We start from the raw sequence: 19,359 nt of genomic DNA, 5'->3' as shown, positions 1-19,359 counted from the left end.
TGAAGAAAGAACACTGGATTGCCTGAGATGAAGGAATTCCAGTGTTTTTTAAATTAAAAAAATAACCAGATTGGAGAATTCTTATGGCTGGAAAAATTGTATTGATTGACGGACACAGTATTTTGAACCGGGCATTTTATGGACTTCCTGATTTGACAAATGCAGAGGGACTCCATACAAATGCGGTTTATGGTTTCCTGAATATCATGTTTAAAATCCTGGAGGAAGAAAAGCCGGAATATCTGACGGTAGCATTTGATGTTCATGCCCCTACTTTCCGTCATAATATGTATGCGGAATACAAAGGGACCCGGAAGCCTATGGCAGACGAACTGCGTCAACAGGTTCCTATTATAAAAGAAGTGCTGCATGCCATGGGAATTAAGACGATTGAAAAAGCGGGACTAGAAGCTGATGACTTGCTGGGAACCATTTCCAGACGCTGCGAACAGGAGGGAATGGAGGTATCGGTTATCAGTGGGGACAGAGATTTGCTTCAGCTTGCAACGGAGCATGTAAAGATACGGATTCCTAAGACAAAGCAGGGAAAGACGGAAGTAGAAGATTATTATGCCAAGGATGTGAAAGAACGGTATCAGGTGACGCCGAAAGAGTTTATTGATTTGAAAGCACTAATGGGAGATACTTCAGATAATATTCCCGGAGTCCCCAGCATTGGCGAGAAGACAGCCACAAAAATCATAACAGAATATCATTCCATCGAAAATGCATATGAGCATGTGGAGGAAGTAAAGCCGCCCCGTGCCTCAAAAGCTTTAAAGGAACATTGGGATTTGGCAGTTATGAGTAAGACTCTTGCAACGATTCATGTGGATGCAGATTTTGCATACTCCCTGGAAGAGGCGAGGCTGGGTAATATTTATACGGAAGAAGCCTATGCATATTTCCAGAGGCTGCAATTTAAGAATTTGTTGAATAGATTTGACGTAACCGCCCCATCCAATGCAGTAGAAGATGGCTTTACAGAAATCAGGGAGCGGAAAGAGGCAGATCGGATATTTGCAAAGGCGGGAAAAGCTTTGGCAGTGGGGGTATGTGTTTTTAAGAATACGAAAAATGTCCTGCCCCTTTTTGCGGGACAGGCAGGCCCTGGTGGGATTGGCATTTGTTTCGGGAGAGAGAATGTCTTTTGTATTTATGCAGAGAACGACATTACGATGGATTATCTGGTTGAGCGTGTGAAAGAAGTGTCGGAGTCGGTACAGGTTTTTTCCATGTTTGATATAAAAGCTGCTATGAGCTATCTGGAAATAGGAGGAAGAGAGCATTCTTTCGATGCGCTGGTCGCTGCATATTTGCTGAATCCGCTTAAGAATGATTATACTTATGAAGATGTTGCCAGAGAACAGCTGGATCTTATTTTGGAGGATAAAGCCGAAGACTATGTGAAGGTGTGTTATGAAGCATATACTGCATGGGCAAGTATAGAACCACTCACAGCCAAATTAAAAGAAGAGCAGATGTGGCAGCTTTTTACAGAGATAGAAATGCCGTTGGTTTTTACGTTATATGACATGGAGCAGAATGGCGTGAAGGTTGAGGCAGAAGCTTTGCGTTCTTATGGGGCACAACTTGGTGTAAAAATCGTGGAGCTGGAAAAGGAAATTTATGATACGGCGGGTGAAGAGTTTAATATCAATTCTCCAAAACAGCTGGGTGTGATTTTGTTTGAAAAGATGGGGTTAAAAGGCGGCAGAAAGACGAAAACGGGATATTCTACCGCAGCCGATGTGTTGGAAAAACTGGCACCGGACTATCCGATTATTACAAAAATTCTGGAGTATCGTCAGCTTACAAAATTAAAGTCCACGTACGCTGACGGGCTGGCTGCCTATATTAATGAAGATGGAAGAATCCATGGCAGATTCAATCAGACAATCACTGCTACCGGAAGAATCAGCAGCACAGAGCCAAACTTGCAGAATATTCCTATCCGTATGGAGCTTGGCAGATTGATTCGCAAAGTATTTGTGCCGGAAGAAGGATATGTGTTTGTCGATGCAGATTATTCACAGATTGAGCTTCGTGTGCTGGCGCACTGTTCTGAGGATGCACAGTTAATTCAGGCATATAAAGAAGCACAGGACATCCATAGACTTACGGCGTCGCAGGTCTTTCATACGCCGTTTGAAGAGGTGACAGACTTACAGCGCAGGAATGCAAAGGCTGTTAATTTTGGAATTGTATATGGCATTAGTTCCTATGGGCTTAGTGAAGACCTGAGTATAGATATTAAAGAGGCAAAACAGTATATTGAGCAGTATTTTAAAACATATCCGGGAATCAAAAGCTTTCTGGATGATACAGTGAAGCATGCGAAGGAAATGGGATATGTGGTTACGCTCTTTGGAAGAAGAAGACCTGTGCCGGAGCTTAAATCCAGTAATTTTATGCAGCGATCCTTTGGAGAGCGGGTTGCAATGAATGCACCAATTCAGGGAACTGCGGCCGATATTATGAAGATTGCTATGTGTGCTGTGAATAACAGGCTGAAAGAAAACCACATGAAGTCCCGGCTGGTTTTGCAGGTACATGATGAATTACTTGTAGAGACGTATCATACGGAAGTAGAGGAAGTAAAACAGATTTTAAAAGAGGAAATGGAACAGGCGGCTTCTCTGGAAGTGCCGTTGGTAGTGGATATGCATACCGGAGAAAACTGGTATGAAGCAAAATAATCGAGGTAAGAGATGAAAGTTATAGGAATTACAGGTGGAATAGGTTCTGGGAAAAGCGAAGTGTTGGAATATCTGAGACGGGAATATGGAGTATATGTCTGTGAGGCGGATCGCGTAGCAAAAACCTTACAGCAAAAGGATACGGACTGTTACCGGGCAATTGTTGAAAGCTTTGGAGAAGAGATATTGGATGAAGAAGGAGAGCTTGACCGGGCAGGACTGGCAGAGAAAGTTTTCGTCAGTCCGCAGCTTTTGGAACGGTTAAACGGAATCGTTCATCCTGCTGTAAAGGAAATTATCTGCCAAGAGATAGAGGCGCAGCGTGCGGCTGGTGAAAAAATGTTTGTACTGGAAGCGGCGCTTTTATTGGAGGACCATTATGACGAAATTTGTGATGAGGTCTGGTTTATCTATGCAGACCGGGATGTCCGCAGAAGGAGGCTTAAGAATTCCAGAGGCTATAGTGACGACAGGATTACGGCCATTTTTGATTCGCAGATGACGCGGGATGCATATCTGGAAAGATGTGACCGGGCAATTGATAATAGCAGGAGCTTTGATGAAACGTGCGTTCAGCTCGATAGTATAATGGATAGGATGTAAAGGAAGCAGCAGGAGATAGTTATATGAGATTATGCAGTATTGCCAGTGGAAGCAGTGGAAATTGTATCTATGTGGGAGATGAAAGGACGCATCTGCTTGTGGATACCGGAATCAGTAAGAAGAGAATCGACGAAGGGTTACATACGCTGGGAGTGAAAGCAGATGAGCTTTCGGGAATCCTGATTACCCATGAGCATTCGGATCACATTCAGGGGCTGGGAGTGTTCAGCCGAAAATATGAGATTCCTATTTATGCCACAAAAGGGACGATTGACGGAATCAAAGAATACAAAGCATTGGGGAAAATGCCGGAAGGTCTTTTACATCCGGTGGATATAGATCATAAATTCCAGCTTGGAGATATGGAAATCCAGCCCTTTGCCATTTCCCACGATGCCAAAGAACCGTCGGGCTATCGGATTGAACACGGGACAAAATCCGTAGCGGTGGCAACAGATCTTGGAATTTATGATGAATATACGGTGGAGCACTTGAAGAATCTGGATGCTGTGCTTTTGGAAGCTAATCACGACATTCATATGTTGGAGGTAGGACCTTATCCGTATCCGCTGAAGCGGAGAGTGATGGGAGAGAAAGGACATTTATCGAATGAATTGTCAGGAAGGCTTCTTTGTGATATACTACATGATAATTTGAAATGCGTACTCTTAGGGCATCTTAGTAAGGAGAATAATTATGCTGAGCTTGCTTATGAAACTGTCAAACTGGAAGTAACCATAGGAAATAACCCATACAAAGGAGAGGATATTCCACTGATGGTTGCCAGGAGAGATAGCATATCAGATATTATAACAGTTTAATGTAAAGACATGAGGAGGAAACGAACAATGAAAAAATGTGTTATTACTGTTGTAGGGAAAGACACGGTGGGGATTATTGCGAAAGTATGTACCTATCTTGCAGAAGCCAATATTAATATTCTGGATATTTCACAGACGATAGTAGACGGTTATTTTAATATGATGGCAGTTGTTGATGTGACGCAGGCAGTAAAAGAATTCGCAGAGTATGCAGAAGACCTTGAAAAACTGGGCCTTGCAATTGGCGTAACAATCCATTGTCAGAGAGCAGAGATTTTTGAAAAGATGCATAGAATATAATATGGCTCTGACAGATTGAGAGAAAGGACATGCGCAGAAGATGATTAATATATATGAAGTAAACGAAACAAACCAGATGATTGAACAGGAGAATCTTGATGTAAGAACCATAACCTTGGGAATCAGCCTGATGGATTGCATTGATTCAGATCTTAACAAGTTAAATGAAAATATATATCAGAAGATTACGACGATCGCCAAAGACCTGGTGGCTACCGGGGAGGCTATTGAAAAGGAGTTTGGAATCCCGATTGTGAACAAAAGAATTTCCGTTACGCCTATTGCCCTGATAGGCGGTTCTGCCTGTAAGTCTCCGGCAGATTATGTGTCTGTTGCCAGAACTTTGGATAAAGCAGCTAAGGAAGTAGGCGTTAATTTTATCGGCGGCTATTCCGCTCTGGTGTCTAAGGCTATGACAACAGGGGATGAGAATTTGATTCGTTCCATCCCGGAGGCGCTTGCCTGCACAGAGCGGGTGTGCAGTTCCATTAATGTCGGGTCTACAAGAACCGGGATTAATATGGATGCGGTACGTCTGAGCGGAGAGATTGTGAAGGCAACTGCGGAAGCTACGAAAGAGCAGGATTCCCTGGGTTGTGCAAAGTTGGTTGTTTTCTGTAATGCCCCGGATGACAATCCGTTTATGGCAGGTGCCTTTTTGGGAATTACTGAAGGGGATGCGGTAATCAATGTGGGAGTAAGCGGACCGGGAGTCGTGAAAAATGCCATTGCTAAGGTCAGAGGGCAGGGATTTGAAAAATTGTGTGAGATGATTAAAAAGACTGCATTTAAAGTGACTCGTGTGGGACAGCTTGTAGCAGGGGAAGCATCTAAAAGAATGGGAGTTCCTTTCGGAATTGTGGATCTCTCTCTGGCTCCTACACCTGCAATCGGCGACAGTGTGGCGGAGATCCTGGAAGAGATAGGATTGGAACGCGTAGGGGCTCCGGGGACGACGGCGGCACTTGCGATGTTAAATGATCAAGTGAAAAAGGGCGGTGTTATGGCATCTTCCTATGTTGGAGGGCTTAGCGGAGCCTTTATTCCGGTCAGTGAAGACCAGGGGATGATTGATGCAGTGAAGGTGGGCGCCCTGACAATAGAGAAACTGGAAGCCATGACCTGTGTTTGCTCTGTGGGACTGGATATGATAGCTATTCCGGGAAAAACAAGCGCCACTACAATTTCCGGAATTATTGCGGATGAGATGGCGATCGGCATGGTAAATCAGAAAACAACGGCTGTGCGTTTGATTCCTGTTATCGGAAAAGATGTTAGAGAAACGGCAGAATTTGGCGGCTTGCTTGGATACGCTCCTATTATTCCGGTCAATGAGTTTGACTGCAGTGCGTTTATCAATAGAAAAGGAAGGATTCCGGCACCTATCCATAGTTTCAAGAATTAAAAAGAGAGGTTGGTTAAATGGGAAAAGTAGCAATTGTGACAGACAGTAACAGTGGGATTACACAGAAGGAAGCGAAGGAACTTGGAATCCGGGTTCTTCCCATGCCGTTTTATATCAATGGGGACCTATACTATGAAGATATTACTCTTACACAAGAAGAGTTTTATAAAAAACTGGAGGAAGACGCGGATATTTCTACGTCTCAGCCGTCTCCGGGCGAGGTAACCGATTTATGGGAGGAATTACTTAAGGTATATGATGAGATTGTTTATATCCCGATGTCCAGCGGTTTATCCAGCTCTTGCGAAACAGCAATTATGCTTTCCGAAGATTTTGGCGGTAAAGTGCTGGTTGTAAATAATCAGAGAATATCCGTTACACAGAGACAGTCTGTCCTGGATGCAATACAATTGGCAGAAGAAGGAAAGACTGCCCGTGAGATTTATGATATATTAATGCGGGAAAAATTAGAAGCAAGCATTTATATTACGGTAGATACGCTGAAATATCTTAAAAAAGGAGGCCGTATTACCCCGGCCGCCGCAGCAATCGGTACGGTTTTGAATTTGAAGCCGGTACTGCAGATTCAGGGAGAAAAGCTGGATGCATTTGCAAAGGTTCGTGGATGGAAGGCAGCGAAGAAGACGATGCTGGATGCGATGGAGAAGGATATCAAACAGCGTTTTGCAGGAAAAGAGGTTCATCTGGAAGCAGCTTATACCTGTTCGGAAGAAAAAGCGCAGGAGTGGAAGGAAGAAATTGCGGCAAGGCTTCCCGGTTATGAGATACACATGGATAAATTGTCTTTGAGTGTTGCCTGCCATATAGGAGCCGGTTCTATGGCAATTGCCTGCAGTAAAAAAATAGAGAGTTAAAGAAAAGCCGTCATTTGACGGCCTTTCTTGTTTCACAAACTCTTTTTATCAGTCCTTCACACTATAACCAGGGAGTGCTGGTATTCATGGATGAACCGGGATTGAAATTTATTGGTTATAACAGATTCATAAAGGTTGGAGGCAAAGATATCATTTTGCAGCATCTGGCGTGCCGAATTGCTTAATTCCTGTGTCTGAGTAAGCTTTGTTATAAGTGGGATGGAAGAATGCTCTTTCAGGTATTTCAGTATGTCTGTTTCTTCTTTTCGGAAGCCCAGAATACGGGCATACCGGCAGCCTTCCTCCTCTTTATAAAGCTGCATGTCTTCTTTGCGGATATCCAGCAGGATATGCAGCAGCGCCCGGCTGATGCGGGTATAGGTCATATCCCGGGTCTTCAGAAGAGTGCAAAATTGTTCATAGGTAATAAAATCATTGACATGATTCATAATCCGGTTTGCCAATTCGTCGGTGACGTCCATGTATTCCGTAAGACTTTTCCTTGTTGCTGTAAGAAGCTTATATTTTAATAGAAGAGAAAAATCATTACTATAGATGGGATACCGGATTTGGTACGCTTCTTTCAAAAGGCGAACACACGCGGGCGGCATCTGTCCTTCCAATTTTGTAAGAACTTTGGACGGCATGAATTCGTCAGATATTCCTTTGCCCTCCGGAAGAAAAGTACTGCCGTCCTGCCAGAGCAATCTTCGGATTGCAGAGGCAGAGCTGCAGGTGTCTTTTAGTTCAGTGTCATGGTAGTCAGAAATCATTCGTTTCATCGTGTATGCTTTCATGGAACTGTGTCTGGTATAGAGCGCTTTGATGTATTCGATTCCGAGAATATTATTGGGCTGTTCCAAAATTGCATTTACAGAATCATCTTTTAAATATTCTTTTAACGCGTTTTGGCGAGCCTTTGGAAAGGAAATGCCGGCTCTTAGCTGGTCTTGCAGATGGCTGCGGAAGGGCTCTGGTTCATTGGCAAGAACTAGGGCAGCCTGTTCTAACATTTTGTAATCTCCACATTCACTGCCAAAGCAGATTGCATCAATACAGCCCAGCTTCTCCAGAATTGAGATGGCGCCGGATGCAAAATATTCTGCACTTCCGGTGGAGTAACATACGGGAAGTTCTATTACAATAGGGACACCCGCTTCCAGAGCTGCTTTTGCACGAAGGTGCTTTGGCATGACAGCAGGCGCGCCGCGCTGCACATAGTTGCCGCTCATAATGACAATAACAGCGTCGGCACCGGTAAGCTCTTTTGCTTTCTTTAAGTGGTAAAGATGACCGTTGTGGAAAGGATTGTACTCTGTAATGAGACCTGTGATTTTCATAAATTCTCTCCTTGTATATCTTTCTGAAATTGATTATACTATATGAGGATGATTCTATGCAATAAATGTATGATACATGCAGATAAACAGCAAGAAGGGAGGATACAAAATGGGAGTTGAGTGGAAAGAACATATTTTGGATATGTTGGAAGCAAGAAGGTATAAAGAACTGAAAGAAGAACTTGAGAATAATATGTATCCGGTCGATCTTGCTGACTTGATGGAAGGGTTTAGCCAAAAGCAGCTTGTGATGGTATTCCGTCTTCTGGCGAAAGAAGAGGCTGCAGAGACATTTTCCTATATGGACAGTGATTTAAGAGAGCTTCTGATTAACGGACTTACCGATTCAGAATTGGAAGAAATCATGGAGGAAATGTATCTGGATGATACGGTCGATGTGTTGGAAGAGATGCCTGCGAACGTGGTAGACAGGCTTTTGATGGCGACGGACGAGGAAACGAGACAGCAGATTAACCAACTTTTACAGTACCCTGAGGACAGCGCCGGAAGCGTCATGAACGTAGATTACATTGCACTGCGCAAAGAGATGACGGTGGCAGAGTCGATTTTAAAAATCCGTCAGGTGGGTCTGAACCGGGAGACGATTTATACCTGCTATGTGACGGAAAAGCGTAAGTTAATCGGATCTGTTGATGTTAAGGAGCTTCTGACTACCAGCGAATCGAAAAAAATCGAAGAAATCATGGATACCAATATGCTTTACGGGAGAACCACGGATGATCAGGAGGATGTAGCCGGGATTATCCGGAAATATGGTCTGATTGCACTTCCGATCGTGGATCATGAGATGTGTATGGTAGGTATTGTAACGGTTGACGATGCGATGCTGGTTTTGCAGGAAGAGGCAACCGAAGATATCAGCATCATGGCAGGTGTCAATCCAAGTGAGGAATCTTATTTTGGCACGACGGTAGTGGAACATGTAAAAAGCCGTCTTCCGTGGCTTTTGTTCCTGATGCTTTCGGCAACTGTGACACAGATGATTATGAACAGCTATGAAGCAGCACTGGCGGTTATGCCGCAGCTTGCAGGATTTATCCCTATGCTGACAGGAACCGGCGGTAACTGTGGGTCGCAGAGTTCCACCTTGGTGATCCGCGGGCTTACTGTGGGAGAGATTGAATTTCATGATCTTTTTAAGGTGATCTGGAAAGAAATACGTATTGCAGTCTGTATTAGTCTGGTTCTTTCTGTAGTAAATGGAATCCGTATTGTACTGATGGGACAGGGGGACATGCTGATGGCGCTTACAATCGGGCTGACGATGGCGTGTACGGTTGTTATTGCAAAGGTGGTAGGCTGTACGTTGCCGCTTGTGGCAAAGAAGGTGGGCCTGGATCCGGCGGTTATGGCAACTCCTTTGATTTCGACATTGGTCGATATCAGTACAATCAGTGTTTATTTTGCAATCGTAAGCACGGTATTCCAGCTCTAAAAAATGAGAAAATCGGTCAATTGTATGTAAAAATAGACAGAAGATTCGCCTAAGAGACCTTGCTCGCAGGGTCTCTTTGTATTATAATATATTCATGTGAGAAAATATGGAAAGGAGTCTTTAAATCATGGGATTTATTGATGAAATTAAGGAAAAAGCAAAAGCGAACAAGAAAACAATTGTACTCCCGGAGACAGAAGATGCAAGAACTTATGAGGCTGCAGAAGCAGTGTTAAAAGAAGGGACTGCCAATCTGATTTTGGTGGGAAGCGAAGAAGAAATCGCAAAAAATAAAGGTTCTTTTGATATCTCTGGTGCAGCAATCGTGGATCCGGCAACAAGTGACAAGACAGAGGGGTATATTGCAAAATTAGTAGAACTTCGTCAGAAAAAGGGTATGACGGAAGAGCAGGCAAGAGAGCTGCTTCTTACGAATTATCTGTATTATGGCGTAATGATGGTAAAGATGGGAGATGCAGACGGAATGGTATCCGGCGCCTGCCATTCTACCGCAGATACACTTAGACCATGTTTGCAGATTCTTAAGACCAAGCCGGGCACGAAGCTGGTATCTGCATTCTTTGTTATGGTAGTTCCTGATTGCGATATGGGTGCAGACGGAACTTTCATTTTTGCTGATTCCGGTCTGGAGCAGAACCCTGATCCGGAGAAGCTTGCGGCGATTGCGCTTTCATCAGCAGAATCCTTCAGGCTTCTTACGGGCAAGGAACCGGTGGTTGCTATGTTGTCCCACTCTACCAAGGGAAGTGCAAAGCATGCAGATGTGGACAAAGTAGTGGAAGCAACACGGATTGCAAAAGAAAATGCACCGGAAGGATTGATGTTGGACGGTGAATTCCAGTTGGATGCTGCGATTGTTCCGGAAATCGGCGCTTCTAAAGCTCCCGGCAGCCCGGTTGCAGGAAAAGCAAATGTATTAGTATTTCCGGATCTTGATGCTGGTAACATTGGATATAAGCTGGTTCAGAGACTTGGTAAGGCAGAAGCTTATGGACCACTTACCCAGGGAATTGCAGCTCCGGTTAATGATTTGTCACGTGGATGCAGTGCGGAAGACATTGAGGGTGTTGTAGCGATTACAGCGGTTCAGTGCCAGGCTGCTGATTAATAAAAAGTAAAGAGAGGTAATACCAATGAATGTATTAGTAATCAATTGCGGAAGTTCTTCTTTGAAATTCCAGTTAATTAATTCTGATTCCGAACAGGTACTGGCGAAAGGACTTTGCGAAAGAATCGGAATTGACGGAAGTCTTACTTATCAGCCGGCAGGCGAAGAAAAGGTAAAAACAGATAAAGAGATGCCTACACATACAGAAGCTATTCAATTTGTTATTGATGCACTTACAGATGCGCAGACGGGTGTTGTTAAGAGCCTGGAAGAGATTGGGGCAGTAGGACACCGTGTCGTACATGGCGGTGAGAAATTTGCAAGCTCAGTTGTAATCACAGACGAGGTATATCAGGCAATTGAAGAGTGCAACGACCTTGCGCCGCTTCATAACCCTGCAAACCTGATTGGTATTGCAGCATGCCAGAAGTTAATGCCGGGTACTCCGATGGTTGCAGTATTTGATACAGCTTTCCATCAGACTATGCCGCAAAAGGCATATATGTATGGCCTTCCATATGAATATTATGAAAAATACAAAGTAAGACGTTACGGTTTTCATGGGACAAGCCACAGCTTTGTTTCCAAAAGAGCGGCAGAGCTGGTTGGAAAGCCCTATGATCAGGTGAAGACGATCGTATGCCATCTTGGCAATGGTGCCAGTGTGTGTGCGGTAGAAAATGGTAAATCTGTAGATACATCCATGGGACTGACACCTCTGGAGGGTCTGGTAATGGGAACCCGCTCCGGCGACATTGATCCGGCCATCCTGGAGTTCATTGCGAAGAAAGAAAATCTGGATATTGCGGGTCTTATGAATATGCTGAATAAGAAATCCGGTGTGTTTGGACTTTCGAATAATCTTTCCAGTGATTTCCGCGATCTGTCCGCGGGAGCAGCAGAGGGAAATGTACCGGCTAAAATTGCCCTGGAAGTATTCTCTTACCGTGTAGCTAAGTATATAGGAAGTTATGCGGCAGCAATGAATGGCGTAGATGTAATCGCGTTTACGGCAGGTATTGGTGAAAACGATGGTGGCGTACGAGAGATGGTTATGCAGTATCTTGGTTATCTGGGTGTTGAAATGGATGAAAAGGCTAATGCTACAAGAGGAGAGGAGATTACAATCTCTACTCCGGATTCCAAAGTAACCGTTATGGTAATTCCGACTAACGAAGAACTGGCAATTGCCCGTGAAACAGTTGCATTAATATAGAAGATTTATGGTTGACAAATTTGTTTTACGTGATATAATAGTCTAGGTGTGAATAGGAGTAATAATATGATATTAAACCTATCAGATGTTTTGTCTGAACAACATAAGACCATTGAAGAAGATGTTCTCATAGAGATGGAGAGATTCGGGTCTAAGCTGGGATGCTTCCCAATAATAGAAAAAGAGCCGCTGTCTATTAAAGTGGAACATGTGAAGGAAAGAGAATTACTGATTACCGGAAAAGGAAAAATTGTGCTGGAGATTCCGTGCGACAGATGTCTGGAACCGGTGAGGACGGAGCTGTTTCTTGATTTCACGAAAGATGTGGATTTGGATGTGGCCGATGGGGAGCAGACAGAAGAATTAGATGAAACAAATTATATTGACGGATATGCACTCGATGTAGAGCAGTTGCTTTACAACGAGATACTAATAGGGTGGCCGACGAAGATTCTGTGTAGCGAAGACTGTAAAGGAATTTGCAATGTGTGTGGTCAAAACCTGAATCAGGGAACTTGTGACTGTGAAGATACAAGTCTTGACCCTAGAATGTCAGTTATCCGCGATGTTTTTAAGAATTTTAAGGAGGTGTAACCCATGTCAATTTGTCCAAAAAACAAATCTTCTAAGGCAAGAAGAGATAAAAGAAGAGCTAATTGGAAGATGAGCGCTCCAAACCTGGTTAAGTGCAGCAAGTGCGGCGAATTAATGATGCCTCACAGAGTATGCAAGGCTTGTGGCAGCTACAACAAAAAAGAAATTATTCCACAGGATTAATTTTAAGAATAAAAAAGCGAGGGCTGTTGCTCTCGCTTTTTTATAACTTTTTTATATGACAGAAAATTCCTTTTTAGTTGATTTTTATATGGATGTTTAGTAGAATGAACCTAGTAATGCTGGGAGGAATAAGAATGGCAGAAATTACAAAAGTCGTGTTGGACGCTATGGGAGGAGATAATGCTCCTGTCGAGATGGTGAAAGGCGCGGTAGACGCAACGGGAAAAGAGAAAAATGTCAAAGTATTTTTAGTGGGAAAAGAAGAGCTTGTAAAATCGGAGCTTGATAAATATACTTATGACAGAGAAAGAATTGAAATTGTGAATGCAACGGAGGTGATTGAGACAGCAGAGCCGCCCGTGAATGCAATCAGAAAAAAGAAGGATTCTTCTATAGTAGTGGGCATGAAGATGGTGAAGGCAGGAGATGCCGATGCTTTTGTGTCTGCCGGCAGTTCAGGAGCAATTCTTGTAGGCGGTCAGACATTGGTAGGCCGAATCAAGGGTGTAGAGCGTCCGCCGCTTGCGCCGCTGATCCCGACGGAGAAGGGAGTAGCACTTTTGATCGACTGCGGAGCCAACGTAGATGCACGCCCCTCTCATTTGGTGCAGTTTGCCAGAATGGGATCCATTTATATGGAACATGTGGTGGGAGTTAAGAACCCAAAAGTGGCAATTGTGAATATAGGAGCTGAAGAAGAAAAAGGCAATGCCCTTGTAAAGGAAACCTTCCCCTTGTTAAAAGAACTCCGGGATATTAATTTTACCGGGAGTATTGAGGCGAGAGAGATTCCTCGCGGACAGGCAGATGTGATTGTGTGCGAAGCCTTTACGGGAAATGTAATCTTAAAACTGACGGAAGGATTGGCTTCGACGCTTATCAGCAAGATTAAAGGCGGTATGATGAGTTCTTTCCGCAGTAAAATAGGCGCTTTGCTAGTTAAACCTGCACTAAAGAAGACATTGAAAGAATTTGACGCCAGTGAGTATGGCGGAGCGCCGCTTCTGGGACTTAACGGTTTAGTAGTGAAGACCCATGGAAGTGCAACGGCGAAGGAAGTGTCGAATTCGATTCTTCAATGCATTACATTTAAAGAGCAGAAAATCAATGAAAAAATCAAAGAGTGTATTCAAACGGACCGAAAGTCCGCTGAATAGATGAATATGTAACTAAAAAAGGAGAAGAAAGAAAATGGAATTTGAAAAATTACAGGAAATCATAGCAGATGTACTTAATGTTGAGACAAATGATATTACAGAGGATACGACATTCGTAGATGACCTGGGAGCGGATTCTTTAGACATTTTCCAGATTATTATGGGAATTGAGGAAGCTTTTGATATTGAAATTGATAATGATGATGCAGAGCAGATCCGAACGGTCGGCGATGCTGTAGAGCAGATTAAGAATGCAACAAGCAACTAGGCATATTATACGAAAAAGCCCAGGAACGGGCTTTTTCGTCTTGTGAGGCATGGATATGAATCAGGATTTAAAATTATTGGAGAAAAAAATAGGATATACATTTAATGACCGTCATCTTTTAAAAAAAGCAATGATTCACAGTTCTTATGCAAATGAAAAACATCTGCCTAAATATGAGTGCAACGAAAGACTTGAATTTTTGGGAGATGCAGTTCTGGAGATTATTTCCAGTGAGTTTCTGTTTTATGAGCACAAGAAGATGCCGGAGGGAGAACTTACTAAGACAAGAGCAAGCATGGTTTGTGAACCGGCACTTGCATTTTGCGCGCGGGAAATCGGCCTTGGAGAGTATCTTCTGCTTGGCAAGGGTGAGGAGGCTACAGGAGGCAGAAAAAGAGACTCTATCACTTCAGATGCGTTGGAAGCGCTTATTGGCGCTGTGTATATTGATGGTGGTTTTGCTAGTGCAAAAGAGTTTGTTCATCAATTTGTTTTAAATGATCTTGAACATAAGAAGCTCTTTTATGATAGCAAGACTATCCTGCAGGAAATTGTGCAGGCGAATTTTGCAGAAGGGGTTTCCTACCATTTAGTTGGAGAGGAAGGACCGGATCATGATAAATCCTTCCAGGCAGTGGTAAAAATTGGAGAAGAAGAATATGGAAGCGGTAAAGGAAGAACTAAGAAAGCTGCTGAGCAGAAGGCAGCATACCAGGCGATTCTTGCGCTGCATAATAAAAATATAAAGTAGGTGCTGTATGTATTTAAAAAGCATAGAGGTGCAGGGCTTTAAGTCTTTTGCGAACAAGATAGTATTTGAATTTCATAATGGAATTACAGGTATTGTCGGACCAAACGGCAGCGGAAAGAGCAATGTGGCAGATGCAGTTCGCTGGGTTCTGGGAGAGCAGAGTGTGAAGCAGCTTCGGGGCGGCAGCATGCAGGATGTCATTTTTTCGGGAACCGAGAACAGAAAGCCTCTGAGTTATGCATCGGTGGCAATCACGCTGGACAATTCCGATCATCAGCTTCAGATTGAATATGAAGAAGTAACTGTCACAAGAAAATTATATCGTTCCGGAGAGAGTGAATACTTGATTAACGGAAGTACTTGCCGATTGAAAGATATCAATGAATTGTTTTATGATACAGGTATTGGAAAAGAAGGATATTCGATTATCGGTCAGGGACAGATTGACAAAATCCTGAGTGGGAAGCCGGAAGAGCGCAGGGAGCTCTTTGACGAGGCGGCAGGAATTGTGAAGTTTAAGCGCCGAAAGAAGATGTCTGTAAAAAAATTAGAAGATGAACGGCAGAATCTTCTGCGTGTGAATGACATTCTTGCAGAATTAGAAAAACAGATCGGACCGTTGGAAAAGCAGTCAGAAGTTGCAAAAGAGTATCTGAAGAAGAAGGAAGAATTAAAAACATATGACATCAATATGTTTTTACTGGAATCTGCCCGACTGAAGGAACAAATTCAGGAAATGGAAGAAAAGCTTTCTATTGCGCAAAACGAGTTGGATTCGACAAATGAAGCATATGCGAATACGAAGACCGAGTATGAACAGATAGAAAGACAGGTAGAGGAGATTGACGATTCCATTGAGTCGTATAAAAACAAATTAAATGAGACGAATCTTTTAAAACAGCAGCTTGAAAATCAGATCGAGCTTTTGAAGGAACAGATTCATAGTGTACATCTTTCGGATGAACATTATGAACAAAGAGTACTTACCATAGAAAAGGAAGTACAGACTCGTAAAGAACAGCTTGCCCAATTGCATGGGGAGACAGAAACTGTGAGTGAGCAGCTTACTAAGAAGGCGGCGGCTGAAGCACAGACGAAGGAGACTCTGATTGCAATACAGACAAGAATTGCTTCTTTGACAAACCAGATTGAGAATGATAAAAGCAGTATTATTGAACTGTTGAATAACCGTGCTTCAACCAAAGCAAAGATTCAGCGCTATGATACCATGTTGGAGCAGATTCAGGTGCGAAAGTCTGAAATGTACCAGAAAATGATTTTGTCTGAGAGTGAAGCAAGTGAAGCGGCAGAAAATCTGAAGGAATACGAAGAGTCTCTAAAACAAGTTTCCGGAGAGATTATTGCACTTACGGAGGAGAGCAAGGAATACGAAGCGAAGATTGCAGTTATGCAAAAAGAAATGGCAAAACAGTCTGAAACTCTGAGAATCGGACAGACGGCTTATCACCGTGAGCAGTCCCGGCTGGAATCTCTTAAGAATATTACAGAGCGTTATGATGGTTATGGCAATAGTATCCGGAAAGTCATGGAATGCAAAAAGACGGAACCAGGACTTATTGGTGTTGTGGCGGATATTATTAAAGTGGAACAGAAGTATGAAGCCGCTATTGAGACTGCACTTGGCGGAAGTATTCAAAACATTGTGACAGATACAGAGAATACTGCGAAGAAAATGATTGCTTTTCTGAAGAAGAATAAGTATGGGCGGGCAACCTTTCTTCCGCTTACCAGTGTAAATGGAAGTTCTGGAATCCAGAGACAGGAAGCTCTGAAAGAAAAAGGTGTGATTGGTGTTGCGAGCACATTGGTAAAGGTTGAGGATGCCTTTTCAGGGCTTGCCGCTCACCTGCTGGGAAGAACGATTGTGGTAGACCACATTGACAACGGAATTGCGATTGCCAGAAAGTACAAGCATTCTCTGCGGTTGGTAACACTGGAGGGTGAACTGCTGAATCCGGGTGGATCTATGACCGGCGGTGCGTTCAAAAATTCCAGCAATCTTCTAAGCAGAAGAAGAGAGATTGAAGATTTTGAAAAGACGGTCCGGCAGCTGAAGTCAGAAATGGAAGCTATGGAGCAGTCTTTGGAAGCTATGCGCCAAGAGCGTACCGGATACTATGCAAGAGTTGACGAGATACAAAAAGAGCTGCAGGAAGTCTATGTTCGTCAGAATACGGCGAAGATGAATGTAGAACAGGCAAGATCTAAAATCACACTTGCCAAAGAAGCATCAGAAAGTGTAAGGAAGGAGACAACCGAATTAGATCAGCAAATTACGGATATCAGTGATAATCAGGAATCCATTACTGTAGAGCTGGAAACTTCTGAAAAATTGGAAGAAGAACTTTCGGCAGAGATTGAAAAGAACCGGGAATTGCTGGAGGAACAGAAACTTCTGGAAACGAAAGGGCAGAAAGATGCCGAAGATGCACATCTGGAACGTGTAAGCCTGGAGCAGAAAAATGACTTCCTTTTGGAAAATAAAACCCGTATTGAAGAAGAAATTACCAAATTTGAAGAAGAGCTGCGAGAGCTTGCTGATGGAAAAAATGATGCATCCAGGGAAATTCAGGAGAAAGAAAATCAAATCCAGTCGATTCGCCAGACCATAGAAAATTCAAAAGAAGTATTTGAAGAAATTGAAAAAGAGATTGAAGAGGCTGCAGAAAAAAGAGAAAAGCTGAACCATCAGCACAAAGCATTTCTTCAGAAGAGAGAAGAGCTTTCAAAACATATGTCAGATCTGGACAAAGAGGTTTTCCGGCTGGAAAGCAGAAAAGAAGGTTACGAAGAGACGGCAGAGAAGCAGATGAATTACATGTGGGAAGAATATGAGCTTACCTACAACCGTGCACTGGAACTTAGAAATGAAAATCTGACAGATCTCTCCGTGATGAAACGAAGAATACAGACTTTAAAAAATGAAATTAAGGCGTTGGGTTCTGTTAATGTCAACGCGATTGAGGATTTTAAGAATCTGTCTGAACGGTATACATTTTTGAATAATCAGCATAATGACCTGGTGGAGGCAGAAGCAACGCTGGTAAAGATTATCGAAGAGCTGGATGAAGCAATGCGCAAACAGTTTGCCGAGCAGTTTGCCAGAATTGCAAAAGAATTCGATACGGTATTCAAAGAACTTTTCGGCGGCGGTAAGGGAACACTTGAACTTATGGAAGATGAAGATATTCTGGAAGCGGGAATCCGCATTATTGCACAGCCGCCCGGAAAGAAACTGCAGAATATGATGCAGTTATCAGGCGGAGAGAAGGCTCTGACAGCTATTTCGCTTTTATTTGCAATACAGAATTTAAAACCCTCTCCTTTCTGTCTTCTTGACGAGATTGAGGCGGCGTTAGATGATTCAAATGTTACAAGGTTTGCCAGATATCTTCACAAACTAACAGCGAATACACAATTTATAGTGATTACCCATAGAAGAGGAACTATGACGGCTGCGGATCGGCTGTATGGAATTACCATGCAGGAAAAGGGCGTCTCTACCCTTGTTTCGGTTAGCCTTTTAGAGGATGAATTAGATAAGTAGGAACAGGAGGAAAATATGGCGGAGGAAAAAGGTTTTTTTAAACGGTTATTTTCCGGACTTTCTAAGACCAGAGACAATATTGTGTCTGGTATGGATAGTATTTTTAACGGATTTAGCAAGATTGATGAAGAGTTTTATGAGGAATTGGAAGAAGTTCTGATTATGGGAGACCTGGGAGTACAGGCAACCTACGATATTCTGGATGATTTAAGAGAGAAAGTGAAGACACAGCATATCAAGGAGCCTGCTGCCTGCAGACAGATTTTAATTGATAGTATTAAAGAACAGATGGATGTGGGAGAGACAGCCTATGAATTTGAGGACAAAACATCTGTTGTGATGGTAGTGGGTGTCAATGGCGTCGGCAAGACTACTACTATTGGCAAGCTTGCCGGAAAACTCCGGGCACAGAATAAGAAAGTCATACTGGCGGCGGCAGATACTTTCCGGGCAGCCGCGGGAGAACAGTTGAAAGAGTGGGCGAACCGGGCGCAGGCAGAACTAATTGGGGGCCAGGAGGGTTCCGATCCGGCGTCGGTGGTATATGACGCAGTTGCTGCGGCGAAAGCAAGACATGCGGATGTGCTGCTGTGTGATACAGCGGGGCGTTTGCACAACAAGAAGAATTTAATGGAAGAACTGAAGAAGATTAACCGGATTGTGGACAGAGAATACCCGGAAGCGTTCCGCGAGACTCTGGTGGTTCTTGACGCGACGACAGGACAGAATGCACTTCAGCAGGCGAGAGAATTTAAGGAGGTTGCCGATATTTCCGGTATTATCCTTACGAAAATGGACGGAACTGCTAAGGGAGGAATTGCTGTAGCGATTCAGTCAGAACTTGGCATCCCGGTAAAATACATTGGGGTTGGAGAAACCATCGACGATCTGCAAAAATTTAATGCGGATACGTTTGTGGATGCATTATTCGCATCCACAGACAGAGAATCAGAAACGGACAACGAAGAAATATAGAAGAGAAAGAGGAGAGAAT

At 43.3% G+C, this 19,359-nt stretch carries 17 protein-coding genes; 16 read left to right on the top strand and 1 reads right to left on the bottom strand.

Going from position 1 to position 19,359, the window contains the following annotated elements; translation table 11 throughout:
- The first annotated feature begins 83 nt into the window (after nt 1-83).
- From polA to OCV99_RS03200, 6 genes are read left to right on the top strand one after another with little or no spacing between them, the layout of a single operon-like run.
- Nucleotides 84-2,699, top strand: coding sequence for a DNA polymerase I (polA, locus tag OCV99_RS03225; RefSeq protein WP_158368102.1), 2,616 nt, complete (start codon nt 84-86; stop codon nt 2,697-2,699).
- 12 nt (nt 2,700-2,711) lie between these two features.
- Complete coding sequence (gene coaE, locus OCV99_RS03220; RefSeq protein ID WP_158368100.1) at nt 2,712-3,302, top strand: dephospho-CoA kinase; 591 nt, start codon at nt 2,712-2,714, stop codon at nt 3,300-3,302.
- A gap of 23 nt (nt 3,303-3,325) precedes the next feature.
- On the top strand, nt 3,326-4,123 hold the full coding sequence (locus OCV99_RS03215; RefSeq protein WP_158368098.1) for an MBL fold metallo-hydrolase: 798 nt from the start codon (nt 3,326-3,328) through the stop codon (nt 4,121-4,123).
- A 27-nt stretch (nt 4,124-4,150) separates the two neighbouring features.
- Nucleotides 4,151-4,423 (top strand): ACT domain-containing protein, encoded by a 273-nt coding sequence (locus OCV99_RS03210; protein ID WP_158368096.1) that lies wholly within the window; start codon nt 4,151-4,153, stop codon nt 4,421-4,423.
- 40 nt (nt 4,424-4,463) lie between these two features.
- The gene (locus OCV99_RS03205) at nt 4,464-5,828 is read left to right on the top strand and encodes a PFL family protein (RefSeq protein ID WP_158368094.1); all 1,365 of its coding nucleotides are present in this window, start codon (nt 4,464-4,466) and stop codon (nt 5,826-5,828) included.
- Between the two features lie 17 nt (nt 5,829-5,845).
- Complete coding sequence (locus tag OCV99_RS03200; RefSeq protein WP_158368092.1) at nt 5,846-6,703, top strand: DegV family protein; 858 nt, start codon at nt 5,846-5,848, stop codon at nt 6,701-6,703.
- 56 nt (nt 6,704-6,759) lie between these two features.
- Here the strand turns inward: OCV99_RS03200 and OCV99_RS03195 are convergent, their stop codons facing one another.
- Nucleotides 6,760-8,043, bottom strand: a complete 1,284-nt coding sequence (locus OCV99_RS03195) for a nucleotidyltransferase (RefSeq protein ID WP_158368090.1) — start codon at nt 8,041-8,043, stop codon at nt 6,760-6,762.
- Between the two features lie 109 nt (nt 8,044-8,152).
- On the opposite strand from OCV99_RS03195, the gene mgtE reads away from it, so the two are divergent.
- From mgtE to ftsY, 10 genes are all read left to right on the top strand, one after another.
- Entirely contained in the window at nt 8,153-9,499 is a 1,347-nt protein-coding gene (gene mgtE, locus OCV99_RS03190) for a magnesium transporter (protein WP_158368088.1), read from the top strand.
- A gap of 127 nt (nt 9,500-9,626) precedes the next feature.
- Nucleotides 9,627-10,628 carry a phosphate acetyltransferase gene (pta, locus tag OCV99_RS03185; RefSeq protein WP_158368087.1) on the top strand — a complete coding sequence of 334 codons (1,002 nt, stop codon included), beginning with the start codon at nt 9,627-9,629 and terminating at the stop codon, nt 10,626-10,628.
- A gap of 25 nt (nt 10,629-10,653) precedes the next feature.
- On the top strand, nt 10,654-11,844 hold the full coding sequence (locus OCV99_RS03180; RefSeq protein ID WP_158368085.1) for an acetate/propionate family kinase: 1,191 nt from the start codon (nt 10,654-10,656) through the stop codon (nt 11,842-11,844).
- A gap of 66 nt (nt 11,845-11,910) precedes the next feature.
- Nucleotides 11,911-12,438 (top strand): YceD family protein, encoded by a 528-nt coding sequence (locus OCV99_RS03175; RefSeq protein WP_158368083.1) that lies wholly within the window; start codon nt 11,911-11,913, stop codon nt 12,436-12,438.
- Nucleotides 12,439-12,441: 3 nt separating this feature from the next.
- Complete coding sequence (gene rpmF / locus OCV99_RS03170) at nt 12,442-12,621, top strand: 50S ribosomal protein L32 (RefSeq protein WP_004606185.1); 180 nt, start codon at nt 12,442-12,444, stop codon at nt 12,619-12,621.
- Nucleotides 12,622-12,755: 134 nt separating this feature from the next.
- A complete protein-coding gene (gene plsX, locus OCV99_RS03165; protein WP_158368081.1) occupies nt 12,756-13,778 on the top strand; it encodes a phosphate acyltransferase PlsX in 1,023 nt (340 codons plus the stop codon).
- A gap of 34 nt (nt 13,779-13,812) precedes the next feature.
- The gene (gene acpP, locus OCV99_RS03160; protein ID WP_158368079.1) at nt 13,813-14,046 is read left to right on the top strand and encodes an acyl carrier protein; all 234 of its coding nucleotides are present in this window, start codon (nt 13,813-13,815) and stop codon (nt 14,044-14,046) included.
- Between the two features lie 55 nt (nt 14,047-14,101).
- Nucleotides 14,102-14,797 carry a ribonuclease III gene (rnc, locus tag OCV99_RS03155; protein WP_158368572.1) on the top strand — a complete coding sequence of 232 codons (696 nt, stop codon included), beginning with the start codon at nt 14,102-14,104 and terminating at the stop codon, nt 14,795-14,797.
- Between the two features lie 7 nt (nt 14,798-14,804).
- Nucleotides 14,805-18,365 (top strand): chromosome segregation protein SMC, encoded by a 3,561-nt coding sequence (gene smc, locus OCV99_RS03150; RefSeq protein ID WP_158368077.1) that lies wholly within the window; start codon nt 14,805-14,807, stop codon nt 18,363-18,365.
- 15 nt (nt 18,366-18,380) lie between these two features.
- The gene (gene ftsY, locus OCV99_RS03145) at nt 18,381-19,340 is read left to right on the top strand and encodes a signal recognition particle-docking protein FtsY (protein WP_158368075.1); all 960 of its coding nucleotides are present in this window, start codon (nt 18,381-18,383) and stop codon (nt 19,338-19,340) included.
- The last annotated feature ends 19 nt before the right edge of the window (nt 19,341-19,359 follow it).

It is taken from the genome of Dorea acetigenes, assembly GCF_025567385.1.
GTDB classification, from domain to species: domain Bacteria; phylum Bacillota; class Clostridia; order Lachnospirales; family Lachnospiraceae; genus Claveliimonas; species Claveliimonas acetigenes.
The sequence above is the reverse complement of the archived record's forward strand: the minus strand, read 5'-3'. Positions and strand labels throughout refer to the sequence as shown.